The 24,804-nt window shown below is 35.5% G+C and carries 15 protein-coding genes; 6 read left to right on the forward strand and 9 right to left on the reverse strand.

Going from position 1 to position 24,804, the window contains the following annotated elements; genetic code table 11:
* Nucleotides 1-23: 23 nt before the first annotated feature.
* The gene (locus tag ACI7T6_RS02965; RefSeq protein WP_404666104.1) at nt 24-1,208 is read right to left on the reverse strand and encodes an Npt1/Npt2 family nucleotide transporter; all 1,185 of its coding nucleotides are present in this window, start codon (nt 1,206-1,208) and stop codon (nt 24-26) included.
* A gap of 350 nt (nt 1,209-1,558) precedes the next feature.
* On the opposite strand from ACI7T6_RS02965, the gene ACI7T6_RS02970 reads away from it, so the two are divergent.
* Nucleotides 1,559-3,352, forward strand: coding sequence for a hypothetical protein (locus ACI7T6_RS02970; protein WP_404666105.1), 1,794 nt, complete (start codon nt 1,559-1,561; stop codon nt 3,350-3,352).
* 79 nt (nt 3,353-3,431) lie between these two features.
* Here ACI7T6_RS02970 and ACI7T6_RS02975 read toward each other — a convergent pair whose 3' ends face one another.
* Nucleotides 3,432-4,004: a hypothetical protein gene (locus ACI7T6_RS02975; RefSeq protein ID WP_404666106.1), complete on the reverse strand. Its 573-nt coding sequence runs from the start codon at nt 4,002-4,004 to the stop codon at nt 3,432-3,434.
* Nucleotides 4,005-4,427: 423 nt separating this feature from the next.
* On the opposite strand from ACI7T6_RS02975, the gene ACI7T6_RS02980 reads away from it, so the two are divergent.
* From ACI7T6_RS02980 to ACI7T6_RS03000, 5 genes are all read left to right on the forward strand, one after another.
* Nucleotides 4,428-5,012: a 3'-5' exonuclease gene (locus tag ACI7T6_RS02980; RefSeq protein WP_404666107.1), complete on the forward strand. Its 585-nt coding sequence runs from the start codon at nt 4,428-4,430 to the stop codon at nt 5,010-5,012.
* Between the two features lie 178 nt (nt 5,013-5,190).
* Nucleotides 5,191-5,988 (forward strand): diadenylate cyclase CdaA, encoded by a 798-nt coding sequence (gene cdaA, locus ACI7T6_RS02985; protein WP_404666108.1) that lies wholly within the window; start codon nt 5,191-5,193, stop codon nt 5,986-5,988.
* Nucleotides 5,988-7,229, forward strand: coding sequence for a YbbR-like domain-containing protein (locus ACI7T6_RS02990; protein ID WP_404666109.1), 1,242 nt, complete (start codon nt 5,988-5,990; stop codon nt 7,227-7,229). The genes cdaA and ACI7T6_RS02990 overlap by 1 nt, the downstream gene beginning before the upstream one ends.
* Nucleotides 7,230-7,337: 108 nt before the next feature.
* Entirely contained in the window at nt 7,338-8,531 is a 1,194-nt protein-coding gene (locus ACI7T6_RS02995) for a lysophospholipid acyltransferase family protein (RefSeq protein WP_404666110.1), read from the forward strand.
* The gene (locus ACI7T6_RS03000; protein WP_404666111.1) at nt 8,494-9,198 is read left to right on the forward strand and encodes an RsmE family RNA methyltransferase; all 705 of its coding nucleotides are present in this window, start codon (nt 8,494-8,496) and stop codon (nt 9,196-9,198) included. The genes ACI7T6_RS02995 and ACI7T6_RS03000 overlap by 38 nt, the downstream gene beginning before the upstream one ends.
* On the opposite strand, the gene pyk is transcribed toward ACI7T6_RS03000, so the two are convergent.
* From pyk to ACI7T6_RS03035, 7 genes are all read right to left on the reverse strand, one after another.
* Nucleotides 9,193-10,608, reverse strand: coding sequence for a pyruvate kinase (pyk, locus tag ACI7T6_RS03005; RefSeq protein ID WP_404666112.1), 1,416 nt, complete (start codon nt 10,606-10,608; stop codon nt 9,193-9,195). The genes ACI7T6_RS03000 and pyk overlap by 6 nt on opposite strands.
* 265 nt (nt 10,609-10,873) lie before the next feature.
* On the reverse strand, nt 10,874-12,268 hold the full coding sequence (locus ACI7T6_RS03010; protein ID WP_404666113.1) for a hypothetical protein: 1,395 nt from the start codon (nt 12,266-12,268) through the stop codon (nt 10,874-10,876).
* Nucleotides 12,269-12,443: 175 nt separating this feature from the next.
* The gene (locus ACI7T6_RS03015; protein ID WP_404666114.1) at nt 12,444-15,968 is read right to left on the reverse strand and encodes a hypothetical protein; all 3,525 of its coding nucleotides are present in this window, start codon (nt 15,966-15,968) and stop codon (nt 12,444-12,446) included.
* 61 nt (nt 15,969-16,029) lie between these two features.
* Entirely contained in the window at nt 16,030-16,890 is an 861-nt protein-coding gene (locus ACI7T6_RS03020; protein ID WP_404664943.1) for a hypothetical protein, read from the reverse strand.
* A gap of 11 nt (nt 16,891-16,901) precedes the next feature.
* A complete protein-coding gene (locus tag ACI7T6_RS03025) occupies nt 16,902-17,606 on the reverse strand; it encodes a hypothetical protein (protein ID WP_404664944.1) in 705 nt (234 codons plus the stop codon).
* Between the two features lie 9 nt (nt 17,607-17,615).
* On the reverse strand, nt 17,616-18,023 hold the full coding sequence (locus tag ACI7T6_RS03030; protein WP_404664945.1) for an ankyrin repeat domain-containing protein: 408 nt from the start codon (nt 18,021-18,023) through the stop codon (nt 17,616-17,618).
* A 12-nt stretch (nt 18,024-18,035) separates the two neighbouring features.
* Entirely contained in the window at nt 18,036-24,791 is a 6,756-nt protein-coding gene (locus ACI7T6_RS03035) for an ankyrin repeat domain-containing protein (RefSeq protein ID WP_404664946.1), read from the reverse strand.
* Between the last annotated feature and the right edge of the window lie 13 nt (nt 24,792-24,804).

The following is a 24,804-nucleotide window of genomic DNA, read 5'->3' on the forward strand; positions in this document are numbered from 1 at the left end:
ATTTATGTTTAATCAGAAACAGCTTATTTTTCTACAGGAATATGAGGCTGTAGTGCGGTTGTTGTTTTTTCTGAAGGGAACATTCTTGCAACAAGAAATATCCAAACAAGAAGAAGAATAAAGGCAAGCCATGAAAGTGTAGAGACCATATCTGAAAATCCAACCATTTGCAAAAATAAAATCAAACATGAAGCTAAAGCTTTTGCACTTCGGTAAGCAAACACATCAATGATCGCTTTGGCTTGAAATTTCTCTTCTTGTCTTAGCGGCACATAGAGCATTTCTTTAAGGACTCCAAAAATAGAAAAATCAAGCGCTTTAATCACAATAAAGGCAGCAGTCACCATTCCAAAGGAAGGAAATACAATCGATCCTGCCATATTAAGGCAAAGAAGAAGCGGCATCGAAAGATGACTTTTCCTGATCCCTAAAAATTGCACCAAAAGAAAGGAGCCAATAATTTGTAAAATGAGACTTAGAGAGTTTGCGATTCCAAATACATAACCGCAGTGCTCAGTTCTTGCATCAAGGCTTAAAACAGACTGCTCAAGAGATAAATTAAACTGATAATAAATGAGCGTTGTGACAACTTGCATCAGTACGACAATGGAGAGAATAAATCCCAAATATTTGGAGTTTGCAATCAGCTTACACCCTTCTAAAAAGTTGTTCACTTTCACTTCTTTAGAAGTTTTTTCTTCCACTAATGAATATTTTAACACGTTGTAAAAGCTTAAGCCTAAAACAAGCATGAGCGGAAGACTTGCAAAGAGGAGATTTTGACTGCCTGCTTTGACGGCAAACTGATCAATAAATTTATTACCACAAGTGGCTCCAAGTCCCCCAAAGGCAAAGAAAAGACCGTAGAGGTACTTCGCTTCTTGCATTTTAATTGTTGAGTGAATCATCGACCATAGCTGTTGAAAAAGAAGCATGACATACACTTCTTTCCAGATATAAAAAAGAAATGGAAAGCTGGGGATTTGGGTCATAAAAAAGGCTGCAAAGCCATTCACAACGAGTATAATTCCTAAGATGGTGTAAAACATCTTATAAATCCCAAGTCTTGGGAGAAACCGATTATAGAGCTCAATGATCAAGAAGTTAAAGGGAACCACTGCAATCCACACATAAGGAAAGACATCACTTCCATATGTTGAGAGGAAGACGCTATGGCTAATAGGTCTTACAATTCCATAGTCTGCCATAATGCAAAAGCCACATACCATTGCACACAGGATAAATAGCTTTTGCTCTAAGCTATAACTCAAAATCTTATTTTTTAAATCTTTCCACAACATAAGCAGATTATATCGAGCAGGAGACTTTGATAAAAGGTAAACTCTTCTCTTCATTCATCGTATGCTAGATAAGTATCTTATTTCCTTATCTGTGCTACGAGATACCCTCTCTAGAGCAGTACAAAAGAGTTCTTGCTTTTTTAAGTATTCATAGGAATAAAGAGATAGTGATTATGACGAAGAAATAGTGTATACTCGCAATTAAATGTAATTAAATATTCAATATTTAATTATTTGTTTGAAAAAGAAGAGGTTTCATGGAAATCAACAGATCTCAAAAGCTTACAGCTAAAAAAGAAAGCACTACTCCTAGCTCAGAAAAAAGCGTTACCACTTCTTCTGCAATATCAAAAGTTGCAAATGAAGCTCTTGAATCCAGGAAAAAAACATCCAAGAAAGAACCTGCAACTTTTATAGAGCTAAAAGATCAAGAGAGCCCAAGTTTAACGCCTTCTCAAAGAAGTAGTGAAACTTCAAGAACAACAACTACTACTAATACAGCAACCTATTCTCAAGAAAGGCTGAAGTCATCAGCTTCTAGTAAAAAGCAACCGTTTGGTGTTCCTCACCTCACTGAAAGTAAGGCTGCACCTTTAAAATTCCTTCCCTCTTTAGAGACTTCTAAAAAATCATCTTACTTTGTAAAGATGAAGTCTTTAGGAAAAATCACTCCAGTTAAAAATAAACCCTTTACTATCCCCTCTCAATTTTCAGATGATAATTCACCTTCTCTAGCCCCCCCACACTCCTCTTCTTCCCATAAAAAATCCACTAAGGCTAAATCATCTCTATTTAATAAAAAAATCAAAGCTTCTCACCCATCCGCTCTTCGTTTAAGTTTTAATGACGCAGCAACCATAATTAAAAATATAACCTTGCAATATGGAACTTCTATTGATTTTTCTCTTTCCCAGGCAGACATCATTAAGCAGCTTATCCTATCACTAAAATCGTATCTTAAAAATGAGCTCATTACAGAAAATTTTATTCATGAGGTTTCTAAAGCTCTAGTAAGTGAGGATCTTAGCTCTTCGGTATTAGCAGCAAATGCAAACCCAAATCCTTATATTGATCCGCACCCTTTTCAGGTTATAGAGAGCCTCTCTTTATGTTTAAGCCGGTTGCCTTCAGGTCTTTCTTTCCTTGAAATCATGAAAGAGAGTGCAAAATATATGCAAAAGGCTAGGGAAGACTATGAAACCTTATTTCCAATCTCAGAGTTTTTAGAAACAGCACCTAGCGAAAAAATTCAAAAAGTGATTCAAGAGGGCCCTCTCTATACAGCGTTTGATTGGTTTGAATGTTCAAATGCCAATCCTACCTTTATGATTCTTGGTAATAAAAATGTGACACCTGAGTGGGTTTTCAAGCCAGCAATTGATAATTCTCAAGATGCTTCTTCTGAGGCCAATGATCTGAAAGATTTTGAGCATTACGCATTTCAAATGAATTACCATCAAAAGTTCCCTATACCCGCTGTTTATTTAATAGAAATTAGAGGAGTTAAAGGCGTGATTCAACCTTTTATTCCAGGAGCTGTTCCTTTGCAAAAAATTGAAGATGATCTTTACCCCTCACTCACAAATTCTCTACAAAAATTGCTTGTTTTTGATCTTCTCTTTGCAAATCAAGATCGAAGCGGCTCTAATATTTTATTTTTAAAAAAAGATGATCAATACACTGCCTATGGTATTGATCATGAGCACTGCATGCACAATTCTAAAGGGTTCTTAAATATCGGTTATCTTGAATCGATAGAAGATCTATGTGAAAGTGCCTCTTTTTCTACAGCAGATGAAGAGATTCAAGTGCTTTTTTCAGAAGAGTGTTGCAATCGGTATGTTCAAATTTTACAAGAGTGCTTTAAAGATAAAAATAATTTAGGCAGTAAGGATGATATTGACCAAGAAAAAATCTGTGACTGGATAACAGATATTGGAAAAATGCTGCGTACATCAAATAAGACAATGACTGAGCTTGCTAGTGAAATTAAAGAAAAGTATGAAGAAGGAAATAGCCTAGATGAAGAGGAAAGCTATTTAAATGACTAAATAAATCCTTCACTCATATAAGGCTATTTTCTTTTTAAGATTAAAGAAAATAGCCCGAGAGATCTCAAAAAATTTTGAGTTATACTTTTTTATCTATCAGAGGCTCTCTTTTTGTCTTAAAATGAGAGGGTATGAAAGGTTTAGCTGCTGGAATTTTATGCACTTTTTGATGAAGAGGATGAATATCTGGTTGCTGAGTAGTACCCTCTTCTTGAACATCCACACGTTCTTGGATTTGCTCCCAAAATGTCATATTCTTGGATTCAGCAATATCGATATCTTTCTCTAATTGAAGAGAGACTTTTTTCATCCCCTCTTCTTTTTTCTTTTTCTCTGAATCTGCATCAATATATTGATCAGGAGAACTCCAATAACAACTTTGAGGAACAAGTTCTCCTTCACAAAGCACTTTTTCAAATATTTGGGTAAAAAAATGAGGATCTTGTTCTAAATCTGTGAGATGAAGAGTGAATTTTTTCTTTGCAATCATTTCTTCTGTTCTCAAATCTTGAGGAACGCCAATTCCCGAAAGTTTAATGCGATTTTTAAGCCTTGAATAGAGAATTTCAGTGGTCCGAGTTTGATCATCACCCGTGATGATTTTGGCTTGAACTTCAAAATTATGTTTACTAACCAATAACCTAATTTCCATTAAAAACTCCATACTGTTTTGATTTGATGTTAATGAATAAAGACATTCCATTCAATCAAATACCCTCGCTTTCAATTAGTATTATTACAAAGCACTCTTTTTATATATTTATTTCATAAGAAACCTCTCTATTTTATGATTTAAAAAATCATAAAGTGGGGGATTTTTTTCCTAAAACGGAAAGGGAGAAAGCCTTTTAAGAAAAATCTAGATTCTCAATAGAGAGAGTTCTCCCTTTTTAACCCATGCCATTTTTTTGATAAAAAATCTGATTAAAAGACGTAAAAACAGCAACTTACGCTCTCTTTTACGGTTTTTTTAAGAGAAAAACTAAACCTCTTTTGACATAAAGCCATCAATCTTGCTACGTTTAATAGTTTAGATGAGAAGAGAAACTCTGTCATTTTGCTTAAGAGGTAACTTGTGCGCGGTATTTTCCTTGATACAGAGACTAATGGATTGAACTTCTTCATCCATAAAGTCCTAGAGATTGCTTTTAAAATTGTTGATCTCTCAACAGGAGATGTTTTAGATCAATACTCAACGATCATTAAGCACCCTTTAAATATTTGGGAATTAAGCGATCCTGATAGCCTTGAAGTTAATGGCTTTACTTATGAGATGATGATGCAAGGCATTCTCCCCGCGAAAGCTTCTCTTGAAATCACACAATTATTACAAAAAAATCGTATCCACCGTGATAATGCCGTTTTTATTTGTCAAAACCCCTCTTTTGATAGAGTGTTTTTTTCCCAGTTGATTGACCCATCGATTCAAGAAAACTTTAAATGGCCTTACTACTGGCTTGATATGGCATCGATGTATTGGACACTAGCTATTCAAGCAGGCGCTTTTAATGCAGCTCAACTGCCGTGGAAAACAGGCTTTTCAAAAAATAAAATTGCAGCTGTATATCATCTTCCCCCTGAAGAAAACCCTCACCGCGCCATGAATGGAGTGGATCACTTACTTCTTTGCTATCAAAAAGTAGTCGGCTTTTCAGCTTAATTCCCTTGTTTTACATCAAAGTTTTCCCTCTCTTCTTTTTAGATCTTATTTAATTGATTTTTATATTCATTACCAAGTAGAATAAGACACTAAATTGGTCTTTTAAAAGAGCTTCTTGGATCCCATTGATTATAAGTTAGTCTCTCTCTAAAATGAGCTTACCTGTTAAATAAATAGCATGAACATCATCGATATTCTTACACCTTTGATTGAGATTGGCGTGATCGCCTTCATCCTGAACTACCTGTTGTCCTTTTTCTGGAATACAAGGTCCATGGATCTTTTGATTGGAGTTCTTGCCTTTTTTATTATTTTTGCCATCAGCTCCGTTTTAGGGCTCCCAGTTCTTTATACTATCATGACAAACCTGGCAAATATTGCAGCAGTGGGTCTTGTGATCATTTTTCAACCAGAACTTAGAGTAGCTCTTTCTAAGCTCAGTGTTAAAGGTAAGCGTTACCGTGAAATTACAGCGTTTGATAAGTTTCTAGATCAACTCACCAACTCGATCTATAAACTATCTGAAAAAAAGATGGGAGCTTTAGTCGCTCTAGAATATACCGATAGGTTAGATGATTTTGCGCAAAAAGCTGTAATGCTTAATGCCAATTTTTCTTCAGAGCTTTTAGAAACAATCTTTTCTCCTTCAACTCCTTTACATGATGGAGCTGTCATCATTAGAGAAATGACAATTGTAGCAGCTGCTGTCATTTTACCTCTTGCCAATGAAATGATTGAAGTGTCAAGTTCCATGGGAACACGTCACAGAGCAGCACTTGGTATTTCTCAAACAACCAATGCCCTTGTGATTGCTATCTCTGAAGAAACAGGAAAAGTCTCTCTTGCAAGAGATGGGGTGATTTCAAGAGGTGTAAAAATCAATCAGTTTAAAGGGATACTTCACAGCATTTACAGCTCTTCTGCAATGAAGCCTAAACGTAAACGTTCTCGTATTAAAGAATGGATGGGATTTTAATGGATTTTTTACGCTCTCTTTTTTTTGATCATTGGCAAAGAAAACTCATTTCTCTCATGCTAACAGCAGCTCTTTGGATTCTTGTAAATGAATCTCTCACAACGACCAAAACACTTGAAAACATCGCTGTTAGGCTCATTAATATTCCTGAAGGGATGACAGTTGATGGACTTCTTCCTAATAATATGCTTTTAAACCGGATACCGCTCACCTTATACGGCAATAAAAACATCTTAAAAGACTTAACATCAAACGATTTAGAAGTGGTTCTTGATGCAACAGATAAATCTGATGAATGGACTGCGATGATTTCAAGTAAAAATCTCGTTTCCCTCAATCCTGATGTCGATCTTTCTAAAGCCATTAAAAGAATCCTTAACCAAAGGTTTTCTGTTTCATTTACAAGGCTTGTCACAGAAAAAATCCCTATTATTGTCACCCATCCCATTGGAGAAGCTCCTAGAGACTATCAATTTTTAGATGTTTGGCCTTATAGACTATCCATTACAGTGAGTGGCCCGGAAGAAAAAATTAAGCAGATTAAAGCTAAAGGCGTGAACCTTACCTTTAACCTAAATGATATCACCCGGATGAATCTTGATGAGGCCACAACCACTTCTGATGAAGTGTCTTTCATTGTTCCAAACGCTTGGAAAGAAATCATTCTCCCCTCTATTTCTGATCGGCCTCTTGTCATCGATGATCCTCAAGCTCAAGAGCTCAGAATTGACTTTGTAAAATCTGATTTTCATGCGATTGCAAAGCCTATCCCCATTGCTCTTTTTTTCCCCATCGAACATAGCCACTATCTCAATCCTGATATGTACTCGATTGCAACAAGCGGACTCATTGAAAGAGTTCACGGTATCTATATGATCCGTGGCCCTCTTTTTATCAAAGGCGCTAGCCGGTTATTTGTAGAGCTTGTTCAAGAAATGCTTCAGATCTCGATCTTAGTGCACCCCAAGCAACATAAGCTCGATTGGTGTGTCCAATGCCAAAACCATAGAGTGATTGAAGATAAATATGTCTCTGTTTTGCTCTCTGATGAAGAACTGAGATACGAAGATCCGAATTTTTCTAAACAAAGAGAAGAGTATTTACGCAACCGTTTTCGTAGCTATATGAACCGGTTTCAAATCTTTAAATCTCAAACAGAAAAACTCAATCTTGCGATCGAGCTTGACCACAAACATATCTGTATTCAAGATGTATCTAGTGAAAAAGTTGCTGCGCATTAAGTTTTTCTTTTTTCAAAAGAAAGTTTGTTTTATAGACCTAGGCAGCAAACAAGAGCGCATTTACTTAAATGTCACTCCTCTAGATGCTTCCTTATACTTTGAAAAGCTATGCTTTGGATAAACTACGCTCTCTTTCGTCTTGTTGCCTTTCCTTTGCAATTTTTGCCCTACCCCGTGCTTCATTTTCTTGGAAAACAAGTGGGAAGGCTTCTTTACTACTACCCTAAATACCGTAAACGGTCGCTCTCTAATCTAGCGCTTGCCTCCTCTTTAAACCTCAAAAATGATGAGATTATCCTTCTTGCAAAACAGTCTCTTCAAAACCTTGCCATTACCGCATTAGAGTACCCAAGGCTTTATCGTGATAAAGCTATTATTAATGCCTTTTGTGATAATTCTGAAACGGTGAGTCACTTGATTCATCAAGGGAAAGGGGTGATTTTTTTCTGTGGCCATCAAGCAAATTGGGAAATACTTTTTCTAGAGGGAACTTACCGTATGCCAGGTGTGGCAATTGGAAGACCCATTCAAAATCACCTCCTTTATGAGTGGATCTTAACGCTTCGTCAAAAATTTGGAGGTGTGATCATCCCTCCAAAGAAGGCGTATAAAGCAAGTCTTCAAGCGTTAAAAGCGGGGAAATTTTTAGGCATTGTGGGAGATCAAAGTATGCCAAGTTCTAGCTTTTATTCCTCTTTTTTAGGAAGAAGAGCCTATACCTCTAATCTTCCAGCACTTCTTTCTGAACGCACCGGCTCCCCTATCATTGTAGCTACCATTAAACGGGAAAAATACCACTACCGCATTCACTATAGTGATCCGATTTTTCCAGAAGGCGATCCCTCTTTACAAATGAAAGCGGTGCTAGATCTATTTGAAAAAAGTATCTTAGAAACGCCTAGTGAATGGCTCTGGATTCATAATAGATGGAAACAGCCTCGTTTAGAAGGGCTCACGCCCTCTTGCAGATCAGATTCTCTTGTCATCATTTTTAAAGAAGAGATCTCACTTCAAGAATACGCTCTTCATCTCCGCACACTTTACCCTACAGAACAACTCACTATTTTTGTTCCAGCTCACCTCTACTTTACACATGAATCGATTGAAGTGATCCCTTATCATCACATCCGTGATATTTTGCAAAAAGATTACAGATTTAAACTCCTCATTGATTTTACGAATAACCCCCTAATACACCGTCACTACAAACGGCTGAGCGTTCAAAAAGTGCTCCAATTTAAACACCCTAAGGAATTTTTTCATTATGCCTTCCCATCGCTTTTTCCTTCCTCAGCCCTTTAACCAAGAAAAACTCCTTCTCACCTTTGAAGAGTCTCACCATCTTCAAAATGTGATGAAAGTAAGACAAGGAGAATCTGTTGAAATCGTCAACGGAATGGGTTTTTTAGCTCAAGGTAGAGTAGAGATGCTAGATAAATCTGGAACAACAATCTGTTTAATGAAACAAAGCTTTACTCCCAAGGGCCCCTATGAGCTTATTTTAGCCCAAGCACTCATTAGGCCCTCTCTTCTTGACTGGGTAATTGAAAAAGGGACAGAGCTAGGCGTCACGCAATTTTGGCTCTATCCAGGAGAGTGTAGTGAAAAAAAAGAGCTTTCAGCTCAGCAATTAGAAAGGCTTCATCATTTGATGATTGGAGCGCTTAAACAGTCAGGAAGACTCTACCTTCCTCAAATTCAGTTAAAAGATCCCCTCTCTTATTGGAAAAAACCCGGTGATCTTCTCTTATTTGGATCTTTAACCCCTCAAGCAGTGAGACTAGAGCCTGTTATGGATTCCTCTGTGATCATCGCCATTGGGCCTGAAAAAGGGTTTTCTCATCACGAAGAGAAGATTTTACACCGGCAGCTTGGAGGAAAAGGCATTCAGCTTCATACAAACACCTTAAGAACAGAAACAGCTGCTATTTGCGCTCTTTCTCTTCTATCGTATGCGATGAAGCTATAGAGGAATAGATTCAATGGTGAGTCTGTCTGTAGATCCCTCTATCCAAAACGGCTCCCCAGCTGTTGTAATGACAGAGCTTCCCTTTTTTAAAAGATTGCGCTCTAAAGCAAAATCAAAAGCACACTGAAGCGCTTCTTTAAAAGAGGCGCTTGCATGCACTTTCACGCTAATCACTCCCCATTCAAGAGAGAGCTCATGATACACTCTTTCACTGATTGTGACTGCAATGATCGGCACGCGGGGCCTAAAGCTAGAGATGAGACGAGCTGACGCTCCTGTCAGTGTAAACACAACAATGCCTTCTGCTTTCATTTGATGTGCAACATCAACAGCTGCTAGTGCAATCGATGCTTGAGCATTTAAAAGCTCTTTTCGGCAAGATGAAGGGGTATAAATCTCTTGAGAAAGCTCTTTTTCTATCTGAAGAATAATTTGTTTCATCATAGAAGCCGATTCTAAAGGGTAATCCCCAACAGCTGTTTCTGCAGACAGCATGACAGCTGAGGCGTGATCATAGATAGCATTTGCAACATCTGACACTTCAGCTCTTGTGGGTCTTGCATGTACAGTCATCGATTCAAGCATTTGCGTGGCAATCACAATCGGTTTAGGAATAAATTGACACGCTTTTGTCATCATTTTTTGTAGTGAGGGAACTTCTTCAAGAGGAAGCTCTACTCCTAAATCCCCTCTTGCCACCATGATGCCATCAGAATGGGCTAAAATATCTTTAAACTGCTCAACAGCTTCTAAGCACTCAATTTTAGCCATGATCAAGATAGAGCTTTTTCCGTGATCTAATAAAAATGATCGCATTTGCATGATGTGATCAACAGATTGAATGAAAGAAGCTGCAATCCATTCTACACCGTGATGAGAGGCAAAAAGGAGATCCTTTTGATCTTGCTCTGTCATCAGCTGCTGACTTCTTTGCATTTGAGGAATAGTAACGCTCTTATGAGATTTTAAAAATCCAGATCTTACCATCTTAACCTGGATATGATCTTGTGTGTGATGAATGATTTTTCCCTCAAGAGATCCATCATCAAAAAAAATAGGCATACCATCCTTTACCCTATCAATGACATTAGGTGGATGAATTTCAATTTGCCCTTGTGTTTTTTTCTCTTTGACAAGCTCTAGAACTAAGTTATTACTCAGATCTCTTCCTCCCCCTTCAATCTCTCCCACCCGGATTTCAGGCCCCTTTGTATCAACCATAATGGCTAGTTGTACTTGAAGCGTCTCTCTTGCCTTTTTAATCAACTGAATAACCTGTGCATGTTCTTCATAAGATCCATGGCTGAGGTTAATCCTTGCCACATCCATTCCGGATTGAATTAAGCGTACGATTTGATCATAAGAGTTACAGGACGGCCCTATTGTACAAATCATTTTTGTCTGCTTCATTCTCACTCACACACTAAAAGGGTTATGATCTATTTATATATTTATCATATTTTCATTTTTATCAAAATAAAAATAAAATTAATTGATCATATTAAAAATAGATAATGAATAAACAAGATTATTTTAAGGGGCATGTATTGGGGTATTTTTAGTAAAAATATGGGGGTTAAAAAATATGAATGCATTTAAGAAACATATTTTCACATGATAAGACAACAGAGAAAAAATTGACTTAAATCTCTATTGATCCTCAATATAAAAATACTTATTCCTCTGAATCTGAAGGAGCGCTGGAATTAAAAGAGGCGGTATAAATGCAATATCGATAAGCACTATCAAGTAGCAAAAATAAAGAAAGAGATAGAGGCTTCCACTCATCAGTTGCCATTTCTGGATTTACATACGATATGCGCTCGGTATATGCTTTCTTATACTCTTTCACTTCTGCTGTACGGGCACAGCCTAAAGCCTCATAGGGGGTATTTATATCAAAAACTTGACGCTGCATACGTTGTAAATGATCTGGCGTTCCCTCTTCTATCCGTGTTCTCTGAAGTATCTCTAATAAACTATCAAAACTGCGGAGAATCATGCTTCGCTCTTCAAGGTTTTGAGCTTCAGGTAATCTATCAAAATACATCCTGCAAGCGTCTGTACTAAAAGGAAATAGCGCAAAATTCCTGATGGAGCTCCCCTCAAAAAAAATGGATTCATCTGTTAGCTCTGTAGCTAAATCATAGCTATTTATGGCATCTAGAACATCTATTACTTGACGGTATGCCCAATTTTGTTGAGCATGGTTAAAAGAGCCATATAAATTACTTAAAAAAAGTTGGGGATGATTACATAATGTGATTAACTCTTCATCGGAGGGTCTAAAATCCACTCTTGAAAAGAGAGCTCTAAAATGTAAAAGCAAATTCACAGCTTGCTGAATATGCATATGATCACACGCTTGCTCTAGATGCTCATGCTCTAAAGCTTTATTTTCTTGCGAAGTAAGCAGCCATCCATTTTCGCCCACAATTCCAAATTTTTCTTTTAATGTTAACGACATCGGATATTTGATCAGGAATCTAACCAAAGCGCAAGCGATCTGAGACATGGTCCATACACTCCCTAAGATAAGAGCGCAAGTTACGATATTTTGAGGAATTTTTTTAATGGAATGAGATAAAAAGATTCGGGCTGCAATAGACCCTATCTTCATCAGTTGAATCATGAAAGCCGCTGAGCCTAAAAAAGCTAGGCTCCATTTGATTTCACAAATAAGAGACTGCATTAAATGAGAGCGCTTATGACTGTCTGTATGAAGAGCCCGATCATAGATCACCTGACCTAAATGCCATATCAATCCAAAAGGAGCAAAAATTGTGACCACGCTTAATAAAGCAAGAGCTCTTTTGACTTTACTCATTTCTCCTAAAAATCCGCTTTTTGAGAAATGAGGGTTCACTTCACGGTCAAAGATATCAATATCAGTAGAGGCTAATGACTCTTTAAGAGAGCTTAGATTGATAATTTTTCTTGATTGGTACTGACAAGGGTTAAGTGTATCATTACTTAAAACCCAAAGGACACCGCATTCTGTAAAAGATGTATTTTGATAAAAGGGATAATAGGTTGAAGGAGAGGGATATAGAGAAGAAATCAGGTTCATTCAAAAGCTCCGCTCATAGTTATCTCTTATCTTATTGCTTAAGTCGGATCTTCATTGTAGAGTATTTTCATTCTTTTGACCACTTTTCTTAAGGAGAGAAGATAAAATTGCCTGTTTTACCAAGATTTATTTGAGTTTAAGAGCTAAGTTTACATGAGAGTTAGATACGGTGATTTTATTGAATTGATCCTAACTTAACGTGAAGTAAGAGATTAATGTATTCAATAATCCCTTGCCCAGAAGGGTTAAAATACCGATTCCACTTCTCTTTTTGTTGATTAAAGGCCTGTGTCATCTCTTGTTTAATCAAGTTCATTGCAGAGATAGCTTTTTCTTTTATCAGATGTTCTAAAAATAAATTACTCAGTTCTTCTGAAAAATCCTTTTCTAAAGATTGCTTTTTCTGTGACTCTTTAATCAACTCTAAAGTCATTAAAGAAAGCATTACTCTCGAGTCTTGCTCTAAATCTACAATTAAGGAATGAAAATTTACGGCAAATTCATTAATAATGTGGTCTTTAACTCTTTCAATTAACTGTTGAATAATCACTTCCCACTCTGTGATTTGGCTATTAGATTGGTTTAAAAGTTTTAATACCTCTTGAGCCATTTGCTTTTCTTTTGGACCTAAATCTTTAAATTCTCTTTCCACCTTTTTTAAGAAACGGCGATTTTTAAGAAAATTGGCAATTTTATACGAGAAAAAATCTTTTGAAGAGATCTCATGAAAGACATGAAGCATCTGATAAAATTCTTCTTTTAATTTAAAAGCTGCACGTTCAACTTCTGCATGGCACAAATGAGACGCTTTTTGCTGAATTGCTTTAAGTTGCCTCTCTTCTTGCAAATGAGAAATGATTTGGTCATGACTTAAATGAGCAAATTTGTTCTTACCTTCTATTTTTTCTATCAAAAGAATCATTTCCGATGATCCAGGCTGTCCTTGTCTTCCAGCTCTTCCTTTAGCCTGAAGCTCAACACGTTCAGATTCAGGATAAAAGGTTATAATTACATGAAGGCCGCCATTCATAAGGCTCTCTTCTGAAAGCTTAATATCAGTTCCTCTTCCTGCTGTATTTGTCGCAAGAGTAGTAGAACCTGCTAACCCTGCTTGACGAATCACCTCTTCTTCTGTTTTTTTCTGAGCTTCATTGAGTAATTCATAAACAATTTGCTCTTGATCAAGCTGCTTTGCAATGATTTCGGTTTCTTCAATGCTATAGCATAAAACGAGTAAAGGTCTCTTTTGTTGCTTGCACTCTTTAATGGCTCTTATGATTAATTGAAGATATTCTTCCCTTGTCTTTACAAGAACAATAGGCTTATCTTTTCTTTGAGGAGGTAAGTGAGTTGGAACATCAAAAGAATGGATATCATAAACTTCTTTAAGTTCTTCTCTTTCTACATGAGAGCCAATGGTGCCTGTAATCCCAAATAAAGATCTATACATTGTATAAAAGACGGGATGAGATAAGGAGATTGGGGAGATATTTTCCCGGCTCACATCAAGACCATGCTTCACTTCAAGAAATTCATGTACACCTGCTTGCCACCGCATGCCATGCATAACCCGTCCTGTATTACTTACGTCAATAATTAAAATTTGATTAACTTTTTTCCCATAAGCAGATTCTCCGACGCCTATGATGTAATCCCTTTTTTCCTGATGGTCAAAAAGCGCTGAAAAAGCAGATTTCATCCATAAACTGAGCTTTTTATCTAAAAAATAAGAAACATGGTCGGCAAATTTCCCTTCATGATAAGTCTCAAGCCGAGATCGAAGCTTTTTGATCCACTCTTCAGATGAGGTGAGAGCAATGTCATTTTCATTGAAATGCATTTTTACAAATTGAAAAATAGGAATGTAGACCCAGTCATAGGTCACTTGCGCCTCAGTAGCTAGCCTTGCCCCGCTACGCGAAGTGTCAATGGTGAGATTATCAATTTCATCAACAATAACCCAATCAAATCTTTGACCTGATAATGGCTTTTCTTGAGGAAAAAGCTTTTCAAAGTACAGCATCTCTCTCATGATCGCAAATTCAAAATCTGTGGCCGTTCCATATAAAATATCTGCCTGAAATCGATCTTTCAAGGGGCTTCTTTCACAAATATGCGATGTCTTAATTCCAAATTTTTTAAAAAAATGAATGTGTTCTTCCTGATCTCGTATAGCAAGAGAGGGAGATGAGGAAATGATATGTCCTTGAAAAGCTCCTTTCATAATCAGAATAAAGGCAAGAAGCGTTACTTCTTTTGTCTTACCCTCCCCCGTTTTTACTTGAGCTACAGATCCTTTTGGATAAGTGAGTTGAGAAAGTACAGCACAAATTTGTGTATGATAAAGGTACATGCCAAATTCTAAGAAAATAGCAAGGCGTCCAATAGCTGTTAACTTAAGAAGATCATTTTCATCTTTTTGAGTCTTTGATTGAATTTCTCTTGCAACTGTTACAAGCGCGCTTAGATCAAATTGCTTGAACTCTTCGCAATAAGCATGAACTTTTTCATATTGAGCTCTCACTTCTTTTTGTTTTTCTAAAGAAAGAGGAAATTTAACATGAGGGTCGTGATCACTTCCTGAAAATCGCTTAAATAATGCATCTAAAGTATCAAGATCTTGTTGTAGATGTGCATTTGCTGGGCCGGCTTCTCTCAGCCTTTCAAGTCTTGATATGAGTTTAGAGAGATTGAATTGTGAATCAAAAAATAAACTCAATAGAGTCATGACATCATCAAGCAGATCTATATCTTTGCATAATATTTTAATCAGCTGTAAAGCTCTTATTACTTCACTGAGTAAAGCTCCTTGATAAAGAGTTGGAGCCTGAGAAAAAGTCATGATGATCTCTTCTCCGCACTCTTCATGGATCTCTAAAAGAAGCAATAGAAGATCTTGAAGATGTTCTAAATGATATGCCCCGGTTACGGGATTGATAGTGTCTGTTGTTGTTATCAGGATAAGGAGTACAATTCCTTTTTTTTCTAAGAAATTGAATTTTTTGTATTCGGGTTGATTTTGTAAACCATTTAATAATTTTAAGTAGATATCAATGGATAGTCTGTTTTTTTCGTGAAGAGAAGCAATATAACGAATGGCATATGATTTAATTTGATCAAAATTGCCAGTCATTTGGCTTAAAGTTTTAATGGAATATTTTTCTACCTTTTGAGAATCCATTTTTACACTATGATGAACTATCTCATCGATTTTAGATGGCGTTTTAATGATCTTTATTAAAAGCTCTTTCCCTCCACGGTTGTAAGGCAAGAACGGTTTAAATACAGGGATTGGGACAGGAATATAAGGAAGAATAGATTCAAAAGATTGGATGATTTCTTTTAGCTCTGATAGGGAGTAATATTGCTGTTTTTGTGTTGAGCAGCAGGTCCAAAATAGCTCTCCGCATCCATGCTGAGTAATGGTTAATATGCTCATTAAATCATCATGAATATCATTAGAGGGCATTGTTAAAAAAACCGTGAAAAACTCTTCTACTTTTTTATCACAAGGGTACGAATGCTCTCCGATAATATCAAGAATAAGCTGTGATATTTTAATAGCATGAGGGGCATCTGAAGAAAAAAATGTATTTGAAACAAGAGCTTGAAGGAATGTTGGAATTTCTTTATAGATTTTTTGATGTTTATGGGATAAATTTGCTTCAACTCTTTCCATTGCATTCATGCCAACTAGCATCAGAAAATCTCCCTTATGTTGAATTCTCGCACGGCAATCATTTTTTAATTAGATTAAAAATTTATTTTTTTGATTCAAAAAGACATTCTTGAAAACACTTAAACACCTCTGAATGTATTCTTATAAAATACTTTCTCTCCCGAATTTCATGCTGGAGTGCAAGAATTTTTATTGAGAGTAACGCTACCTTTGATAGCCAGTCCTCATCATTTTTAACCTGAATAGTTGTTTTAAATGAAAATCTAGCAACATATTCTCCATATTTATGAATATGCTCTTCAACAACTGCCTTTAAATGAGGCCTTTCATTAATAAAACCATCAAATTTTTCTATCCAGCTTTTTAAATAATTAATTTGTTTTTGAAGATCAATACACTCTTCTTCATCAAGATCAATTATAGTTATTTTTTTATCTTGTAAATATTGATTAATGATCTTATGTCCTATGAAAAGGATAAAAGAACAGCTTCCTATTGAAGCCGCAAATAGAGTGAAAAGAGCTCTTGGCAGCGCTTCTTTATGCAAAGCCCGGTACCCTATCCCTAATTGAACAACTCCAAATAGCGTCCATAAGGCAATGATTTGCATTTTTTGAAGAACAGGCAATAAGTAATGAATGTTTAGGGCCAATATTTTTATATTTAAATAAAGTGGAAATAGTAAAGGAAAAGTCCCCAAAGCAGTTATGCAATACCAATAAGAAAATCTTGATAGGGTGGAAGCAGAAATGATAATCAATGATACGCCTGTCCAATAAAGCGCTACCTTGAGTGAGGTTGAGTCTGTGAAAATGGGCTTTGAATTTTTCTGACTTATGTGTAAATAATTTTCACCATTAAACATTGCTGAATCGATGACAATAGGATCTGAGTTCTTTTGATTTATCCCTGACTCACTTCTATTAACAACTATTAACGACATTATAAATTCTATTAATGAGATGGTTTTAAAATCTCTTCGATATCTGCAAATTCTTCATAACTAGAAAGAAGATGTTTAATTTGTGCATCTTCTGGCAATGAAGAGCCTGGAAAATGCGCATGGTATACTTTTCTTAATTCATAAATTTCTTTTGCCATTTGACTATCTGTTACATTGTCTTTTTCTAATTCTTCAAGATTTGCAATCACGGGGTTAATCGCTTTTTTGATTTCATCTCGAATGACTTCTAGTCGCATTTTTTCCATTGAATTCACATAAATCAGCCATGCATATCGATGCGTTCTTGCATCATTATTAAAATCTACTTGGCTAATAAACTGCGTACCAAGGAGTTGTCTAATTCCTACAAACCATGAGTCTTCATAAATAGGAATCTTTGTATTTTCAGCGATCAAGTTTTGATCTTCTAGTTCTGCTTTTGCAAGATCTGTATGGTATTGGCTTATTGCATTTCGATAAACTTGATCAAGCCTTATGGTTATGAATGTTTGAGGTTTTTGAAAGCCTGCCTTAAGCGAAGGCAATTGCGCTTCATCTCGCATTACAGTTAAAATACCATCTACATTAATGATTTTTTGTTCAGCAATTGATAATTGTAGAGGGTAATTATTCCATAGATTCTTTTGATCAATAGAAGCTTGGATCCAACGGTCATGGTTTTCACCATAAATATTTTTAATTACAAGAGGAGTCATAAATTTTTCCTAATTAAAGTTATACTCAGTTAAAAAAGCAATGAGGCTTTCTTTCCATGGAGATGCTGAAGCCTTAACCATATCTATTGCATTCATCTGATTGCAATCCATTATTGAATGATCTGCCCCGCATTCTATCAAAAGTTTCGCACCTTCAATTCCTTTTATGCAAGCGTAATGAAGAGGGGTTTTCATTGAATAGTCTTGGCAGTTAATCTCTGCCCCTGCATTGATCAAAATTTGGCAAATAGAGAGATTATTGAGATCGGCAGCTAGATGTAAAGAAGTTTGTCCTAAGCTATTTTTTAGATCAACATCTTCGCTTTCACTCATGATCAATAGAGCTAATGGGTTTTCATGTCTTACAGCAAGATGAAGATACCCTTCAGCTTGATTAATGTATTTTTGAAAAATCACATTCCCTTTCTTTCAAAGAGCTTGCATGATTTCATCGTCTTGTTTGGCAAGATTTCTTACACATAATCCCATAGAGGATATAGCCTGCATATCTGCCCCGCAAGCCATTAAAAGCTTAACCATTTCATAATTTCCCTGCTGGATGGCAAGATGAAGAGGCCTATCTCCCTTACTATCTTTCAGATTAATATCTGCAAAATGTTGAATAAGATATGCAACATGAGCAAGCTTACCCGCCTTTACGGCAACATGAAGTAATGACTCTTTTCCTTGATAAAGTTCATCTAAATCACTCCCTATAACTTCTAGTAAAAGCGCAAATTGCGCTACAGATGAATTTTTAGCTGCGAGTTGGATTGCATTCTCATTTCCAAGACATAGGTGAAAGGGATCCGCTCCTTGACTTAGTAGCCACTGAGTAACATGTAAAGCGCCGAAGAGTGAGGCAAGTTGAATGCCTGTTAATCCATTTTCAATCTCCGCATTAATCGGAATGCCTTTTTGATAAAGGACAGTGGCGATATCTATATTATCCCTTTTAATGGCATTGAAAATAGATTTTTTTAATGCATTTGCATTTACATAAAGTTTATCTTGCACAAATAGATCCATAATTGCTGTAGAACCTGATAAGGCTGCAAGAGAAAATGCTGTATCTCCAAGGTCGGTTTCAATCTGAGAATGAGCTTTCTGCTGAAGGAGTTCTTGAGCTGCAGGATAATTATTTGAGTGGGCTGCAATATGCAGCGGAGTTGCTCCTTTTAAATAACTTCTTTCTTTTGTTTCCTCATTCTCACAATTTACAATAACTTCATTAATGGAATCTGGATTGAGTGCAAGGATTGTTTTAATCACTTCAGGACTTCCTCTGCTTGCTGCAAAGTGAATAGGTAAAAACCCTGCTTTACCATCTCGTTCTTCTAAAGAAAATCCCTTACTTGCAAAAAAATTGATCATAAAGCTTCTGCTACCTATTGCAGCAATATGCATTGGCGTGATTCCTTCAGTAGAATTCTCTAATTGAGCTCCATGATGTATTAAAAGCGGAACAAGTTGATCACTACCAATAGTAATGGATTTTATAAGAGGGCTTATACGTTCAGATGTAACAGGTTGATTGGGATCAGCCCCACACTCTAATAATTTTTTCACTACCCTTAGAGAAGGAGCCATTTTTGCATATGACAGCACAAGAGGTGTCCATAAATGAGTATCATAAATATTAAGATGCGCTCCATACTCTATTAAAAGATCAATATTATTTTCTTGATTATAAAGAATAGCTTCATAAATAGGCGTCCTCCCTTCATCATCAACTGCATTGACTAAATGAGATAATTTTTTATTTTTTAATTCTTTTAATATATGCCTTAAGAGGGAAGAATCTCTTATTTTTGCCGCAAAATGCAGAGGAGTCTTTTTGCGGTGATTACATAATTCCCAGTTAATATTTTTTAACCCGATAGGAAAAATTCCAGCCTTTAGCAATAAATGCACTAACGAATTCCCTTCATCATCTAAAATATTAAGATCAAGATTACTGTTTGTAAAAATGTCTTGAGATAGATTTGTAGTCATTAAATCATGATGTAACCTTAAGAGAAGCTGAAAAGGCGTTCCAGAAATCATCTTTCCTTGATGTTCTATGCTTATTGTTTCATTCATAGGCCAACATTCAATTGCTTGTACCAATTGATGCATTTGCTCTATTTTGTAAGATTTGGTTATGAGCTGAGCAAATTGTGTAATATTGAGTCGGTATTGTTCTGTATTTTTAAAAAGCATCTCTAGTCCCAAATGTTTGATTTGAGACTGTTCATAAAAATACTTAGCTCCTTCCTCTTTGTTTCCAAGTCCAATATCAAGTAATAGAAGCACACAGTCAGCATGCCCATATTGAATGGCTTCAAAGAGGGCTCGTGTTCCATTTTGCAATGTTTTTTTTGATTCTCTATCTTGTAAAATGATCTTAAGAAGGTCTGACTGCCCTGTCTGGCAAGCTAAGATTAAAGGATTAATGTTCTTTTCTGATATATAGGTGAAAGAAGCCCCGCATTTGTATAACTTAAGAAAAGCTTCTTTATTATAATTTTGAATAGCAAGAAAGAGCGCTTCATCTAAATCAGATTTTGCAACATTGAACTGCAGAAGTTGATCTAGAAATTTTATCTTCCCTTGAGATGCGGCTAAAAACAATTCTAAAGCACTTACAATCTTTTTTTTCGCGTTTTCTAATAAATGAGTAATGATCTTTTCATGATTTAATTTGATGGCATAAGCTAAAGCTGTATGCCCTTGAAGATCTTTTTGCGTAATGTCAGCATCGCGACTTAATAATAATTTTATAATTTCTAAGGAACCTATCTGAGCAGCTACATGTAAAGGCCGCCTATCCAATTGATCCAATCTCATATTTATAAGATTAGTTTGATCATTTCCAAATATTTTTAAGAAGATTTCCACCCCTGCTTGGTTTCCTTGATGTAATACAGAGTAGAATAGATGTTTATCTTCATGGTGTGCATCTAAGGAAACATTTTGTTTTTTCATTTGCTCTAAGATATATTTTAAAACTCTATTGCTATGATTTTCTCCAGCAATATAAGGAAGTGTTTTACCCCCTTCTTCCTCAAGAGCCAGCAATAAATTAGGCTGATCTTTTGACATGAGCTTAAATAATAGTATCCCATCAGATTTTGCTAGATAATGAAAAATATTCCATCCTTTAGGCCCCATTAAATTTTTTAAATCAATCCCTTTTTTTCTAAATTCTAGAAAAAGCGCTTCATGATTACCGGATTGCGCAGCTTGTAAAGCAAGCTCTTCTAATTCTTTTTGACTTAGTTGACATCGATCTATTAACTTCCCTAGTTCAGGATGAAACTGTCCAGAAATCAGTTTCTTTAAACAAGGTTTAACCCTATGAGAAGAAAGATGAATTTTCTTATCTATAAGATTGAAAACTTCCCAATTTCCTAGTTGAGCTGCAAGAGAATAAGGGGCTTCTCCTAATTTGTTTGTAAAAGTTAAAAGAGACTTTCCTGATGGTTCATTTTTTTCATTCATCTGATAATGTTCTATAATCGCAATAGCTCCATGACTATTGCCATATCTAATCGCTAGATGAAGAATATTATCTTGATCAAAATTATTATAATTATAAAAATAAGATTTACTTAAAAATATATTTAAAACATTTGCCAAGCTTTCTTTGGCAATTTTTTCAATCACATGAGAAGAAATAGCAACATCATATTTTAATAGTGTATTAATTAAAGAGATATTTCCCTGCTGAACTGCAATTTCAAGAGGGGTAACACCATTACTTTTCCCTTTATTAGGGTTTGCTCCAAGTGTAATTATTTTTTCAATCAAGTCCCAAGGTAGACCTAGTTCACAAGCAATCGCTAAGGGAGTGCCTCCTTCTTTGCTCATTTGATTAATGAATTTTGTAGATTGGTAATCATTAAGAATTAATTCAATAATCTTAAGATTCCCTTGGTGAATGGCACAATGGATTGTATTATAATCATCGTCAAGTTTATTGAAAGCGGCACCTAACTCCAATAAATATTTTACTGATTTAAGTTGATCATACTGAATTGCCGTAATTAATGGAGTACACCCATTCAAGCTCTTAGCATTTAATAGCTTGATTCCTCCTGCTTGCAGTAAAAGCTCTATTGCATAGATTGAGCCCTTCATCGCTGCATAGTGAATGGGTTGATATCCATATAAATCTTGTTCAGATACAGATAGCTTTTTTGCGATTAATGTTTCTAAATATAAAGAGTTTTGTACAGATGCAGCTTTATGGATAAGGGTCCTATTTGATGCATCTTTCATTGAGACTAAGTTTTTTGATTCATTAATGAGCTCATTGAAATGTAATACATTATCAAGATCCATTGCTCTTTCAATATCTAGCCTCTCTCTCATAGAGTCTTCACTCTTAGAAGATGTAAAAAAAGTATTTTCCATCCACTCATAAGTATCATGAATATGTGCTGGCACATCTTCTAAAGCCAATCGAAAAACAAATCCTTTATTTTCTTTACTGCTGTAATTAACTGCTGACCACTCTTCAAAATTTATTTGTCTAAGAAGTTTGTGATGATCTGCTAAAATAGAACTTGCTAGATGGCTTATTTGTACTGCTTGTTGCTCTAGCCGCATTCCACATCCACCAACAATTTTCTCTCCTTTTTGAATCTCACTGGCTTTTAGCTCTGTAATAAGACGTAGTTGAGAAAATGGTAAGGATATTATTTTTTTTTGGTTATCAGCATAATCGGCCGGATAGAGAGCAAAAAAATCTTTATGCCAGTTTTGAATGATTGGAATCAGCTCTGATTCAATAAGATCAAATATTGACTCTAATTCACATAAAAAATTTGGATGAGTTGAAGTAACTGAAAGAGAGCACTTATTCATTTCTCTCAATAATAACTCTCTAAAATCTTTAGAAATTGGGTTTTCAGAGCTTGCAGCTTTACAAACATCATCTGTATAAAGATCAATTAGACCTTTCTGTTTACTCACTCTAGTATTAAAATCTTTCCATATATTTGAATTCACAGTTTCTAATAATAAACTCATTTTTTCTTTAAAGAGTTTAGGAAAAGATTTTTCCATTCTGGCTATAAATTTTTTCGCACTTTCTTCGAATCGTTTTACAAAAGATATTGCCAAATCATGACTACATTTTTGAGCTTCTTTTGATTGATCAATTTCCTTGCACATCTCTCTAGGAACTGAGGAAAAGGCAATAAACTGAAGCTTGATCTCTGATTGAAATGCTTGAAATAAGGGACTTTGCTTTATCAAAGTGTCTGATTTAGGAAATTCTTCAGGCTCTTTTTGTATTGATAAGAAATATGATTTTACGACTTCAGTATGAGAGTCCACTATTTTTTCTATCAATTGACGCTCATTAATTTTTAAAGTTTCTACTCTAGAGGCCCGAATAGGAAGGGAGGGAAAAAGTAGAGGCACTTTTTTCATCAAAAGAGGTGCCATAGAAGGTAAAACAGGAATTTTTCGGTAAGCCTTTAAAGTAGAAAAGTATCCCGAAAAAAAATTGATAATTCCTAGCATGGCAAAATAGTCACGGCATAAGGGAAGTTTCACCATATGATCATGAATTTTTACACAAAACAATTGATAGGCTTGTTCTAGTTTTTGATAGGAAGGCGGAAATATTAAGTGTTTTTTAGCATAATCTTGAACAGCAACCTTGTATTCAAGAGAGGGTTCAATGGTATATAAAACATCAAAATCCGCATCTATAACAAAAAGGTTGTCTTTTTTTTGAATGGTATTTTGCTTAGCAATAATGCGAAATGAATTCCTAAATCCTTTAAATTCTTTCAATGATGGAGATTCATAATCTAAATGCACTTGCTGAAAGGCTTCAGGATCGATCTCAATCCCCATCTTTTGTTGAAGCTCTCTCAAAGACATATAATCAGAAATTTGATGTTCTTCACAATATTGATGAAAATCAATCATTTCTTTTAATGCTGCACCATCTCTTTTTTCCCAATTAGGATCGGAATGCCACTCGTCAATAAATTTTTCATTGAATACTCCCCCATTTAGATATCCCTTCATAATATAGTCGAGCATACTAATAACACGCCCCACAAGGGTATTTTCATAAGCTGGATGGATAATAGGATAGAGATCGCTTTGTTCATTAAAATGCAGACTAAAAAAAGGAATGGTATCATGAACATAAATCCCAATAGCCAGTTCCCTTAAGATTTGCTTAAGCTCTAGATTACTAAATGGCATTTTCCCATCAGGCATTCTTGGAACAAAAAATGCATGTTCATTTTCAAAAAATGATTCCGGATTATTAAAAAGACCTTCAATATAAGAAGTGCCACAAGCCACTCCTCCAATTTGACCTGAATTTCCTCCTCGTTGAGGAATAGGGCGATTAGGGTTAGCCGAATTATAAGAATCTTGCAGCTTGGTATTTTGAATTTTTTGTTGAAAATTTTTTAAAGAAGGTTGGAAGTGTTCCTTTTTACTTGCAGAGGTTGTGAATTTTCTTGAGTCATCTAAGATCCTACTTGCTTTTGACAGTATCTTTTCTAAATCTTTCATTTGAGTAGGATTATCATCCATCCTTCCCATTCTTTTTTTAATCTCCATAATTAAATTACGGGCCGCACTCTGGTAATTTTTAACATCCATAATATGATCATAAGGTTGTTTGTCCTTAGGATTCAAAAGAGGTTTCCCTTCTTTTGTCAGAAGAGGCTCTCCTTTTTGCTCCTTACGGAAAGCTTTATAGTGCTTATAATTAAGAGCTCCATTATCATATATTATTTTATTAAGACGGTGATTAAAATCATTCATAGCCTCTGAATGAGAATATTGATCTTTAGTTCTTCCTGCAGCTTCTAACCACGGCCAAATTGTTAGTGATAGGTGAATAATATCAAAAACAAGAGCCCATTTTTTTGGACTTGTTTGCTTTAAAGGCGGCAGTAAACTTTTATTTTCAACTTGATTGAATAAAGGATTTATAATTTTATGTTCTGGAATTACCAAAAATTGCTCATTTTGATTGACAACAGTCCCAATACATTGGCAATTAAATTCCCATAATTGAGATGTATATCCCAAGCTGTCTGTATAAGGTAAAGTTAAAGGATGAAGCTGCTTCATTAATAAAGAAACTTTATTCGAATTTTTTGGTGGATTAAGAGGTGTTTTCAAAGAAATTTTTATTTCAGGTGAAACATTGAGCATCATCTATCCCCTATTT

Source organism: Rhabdochlamydiaceae symbiont of Dictyostelium giganteum, from assembly GCF_964291045.1.
In the GTDB taxonomy this organism is placed as follows: domain Bacteria; phylum Chlamydiota; class Chlamydiia; order Chlamydiales; family Rhabdochlamydiaceae; genus PALSA-1444.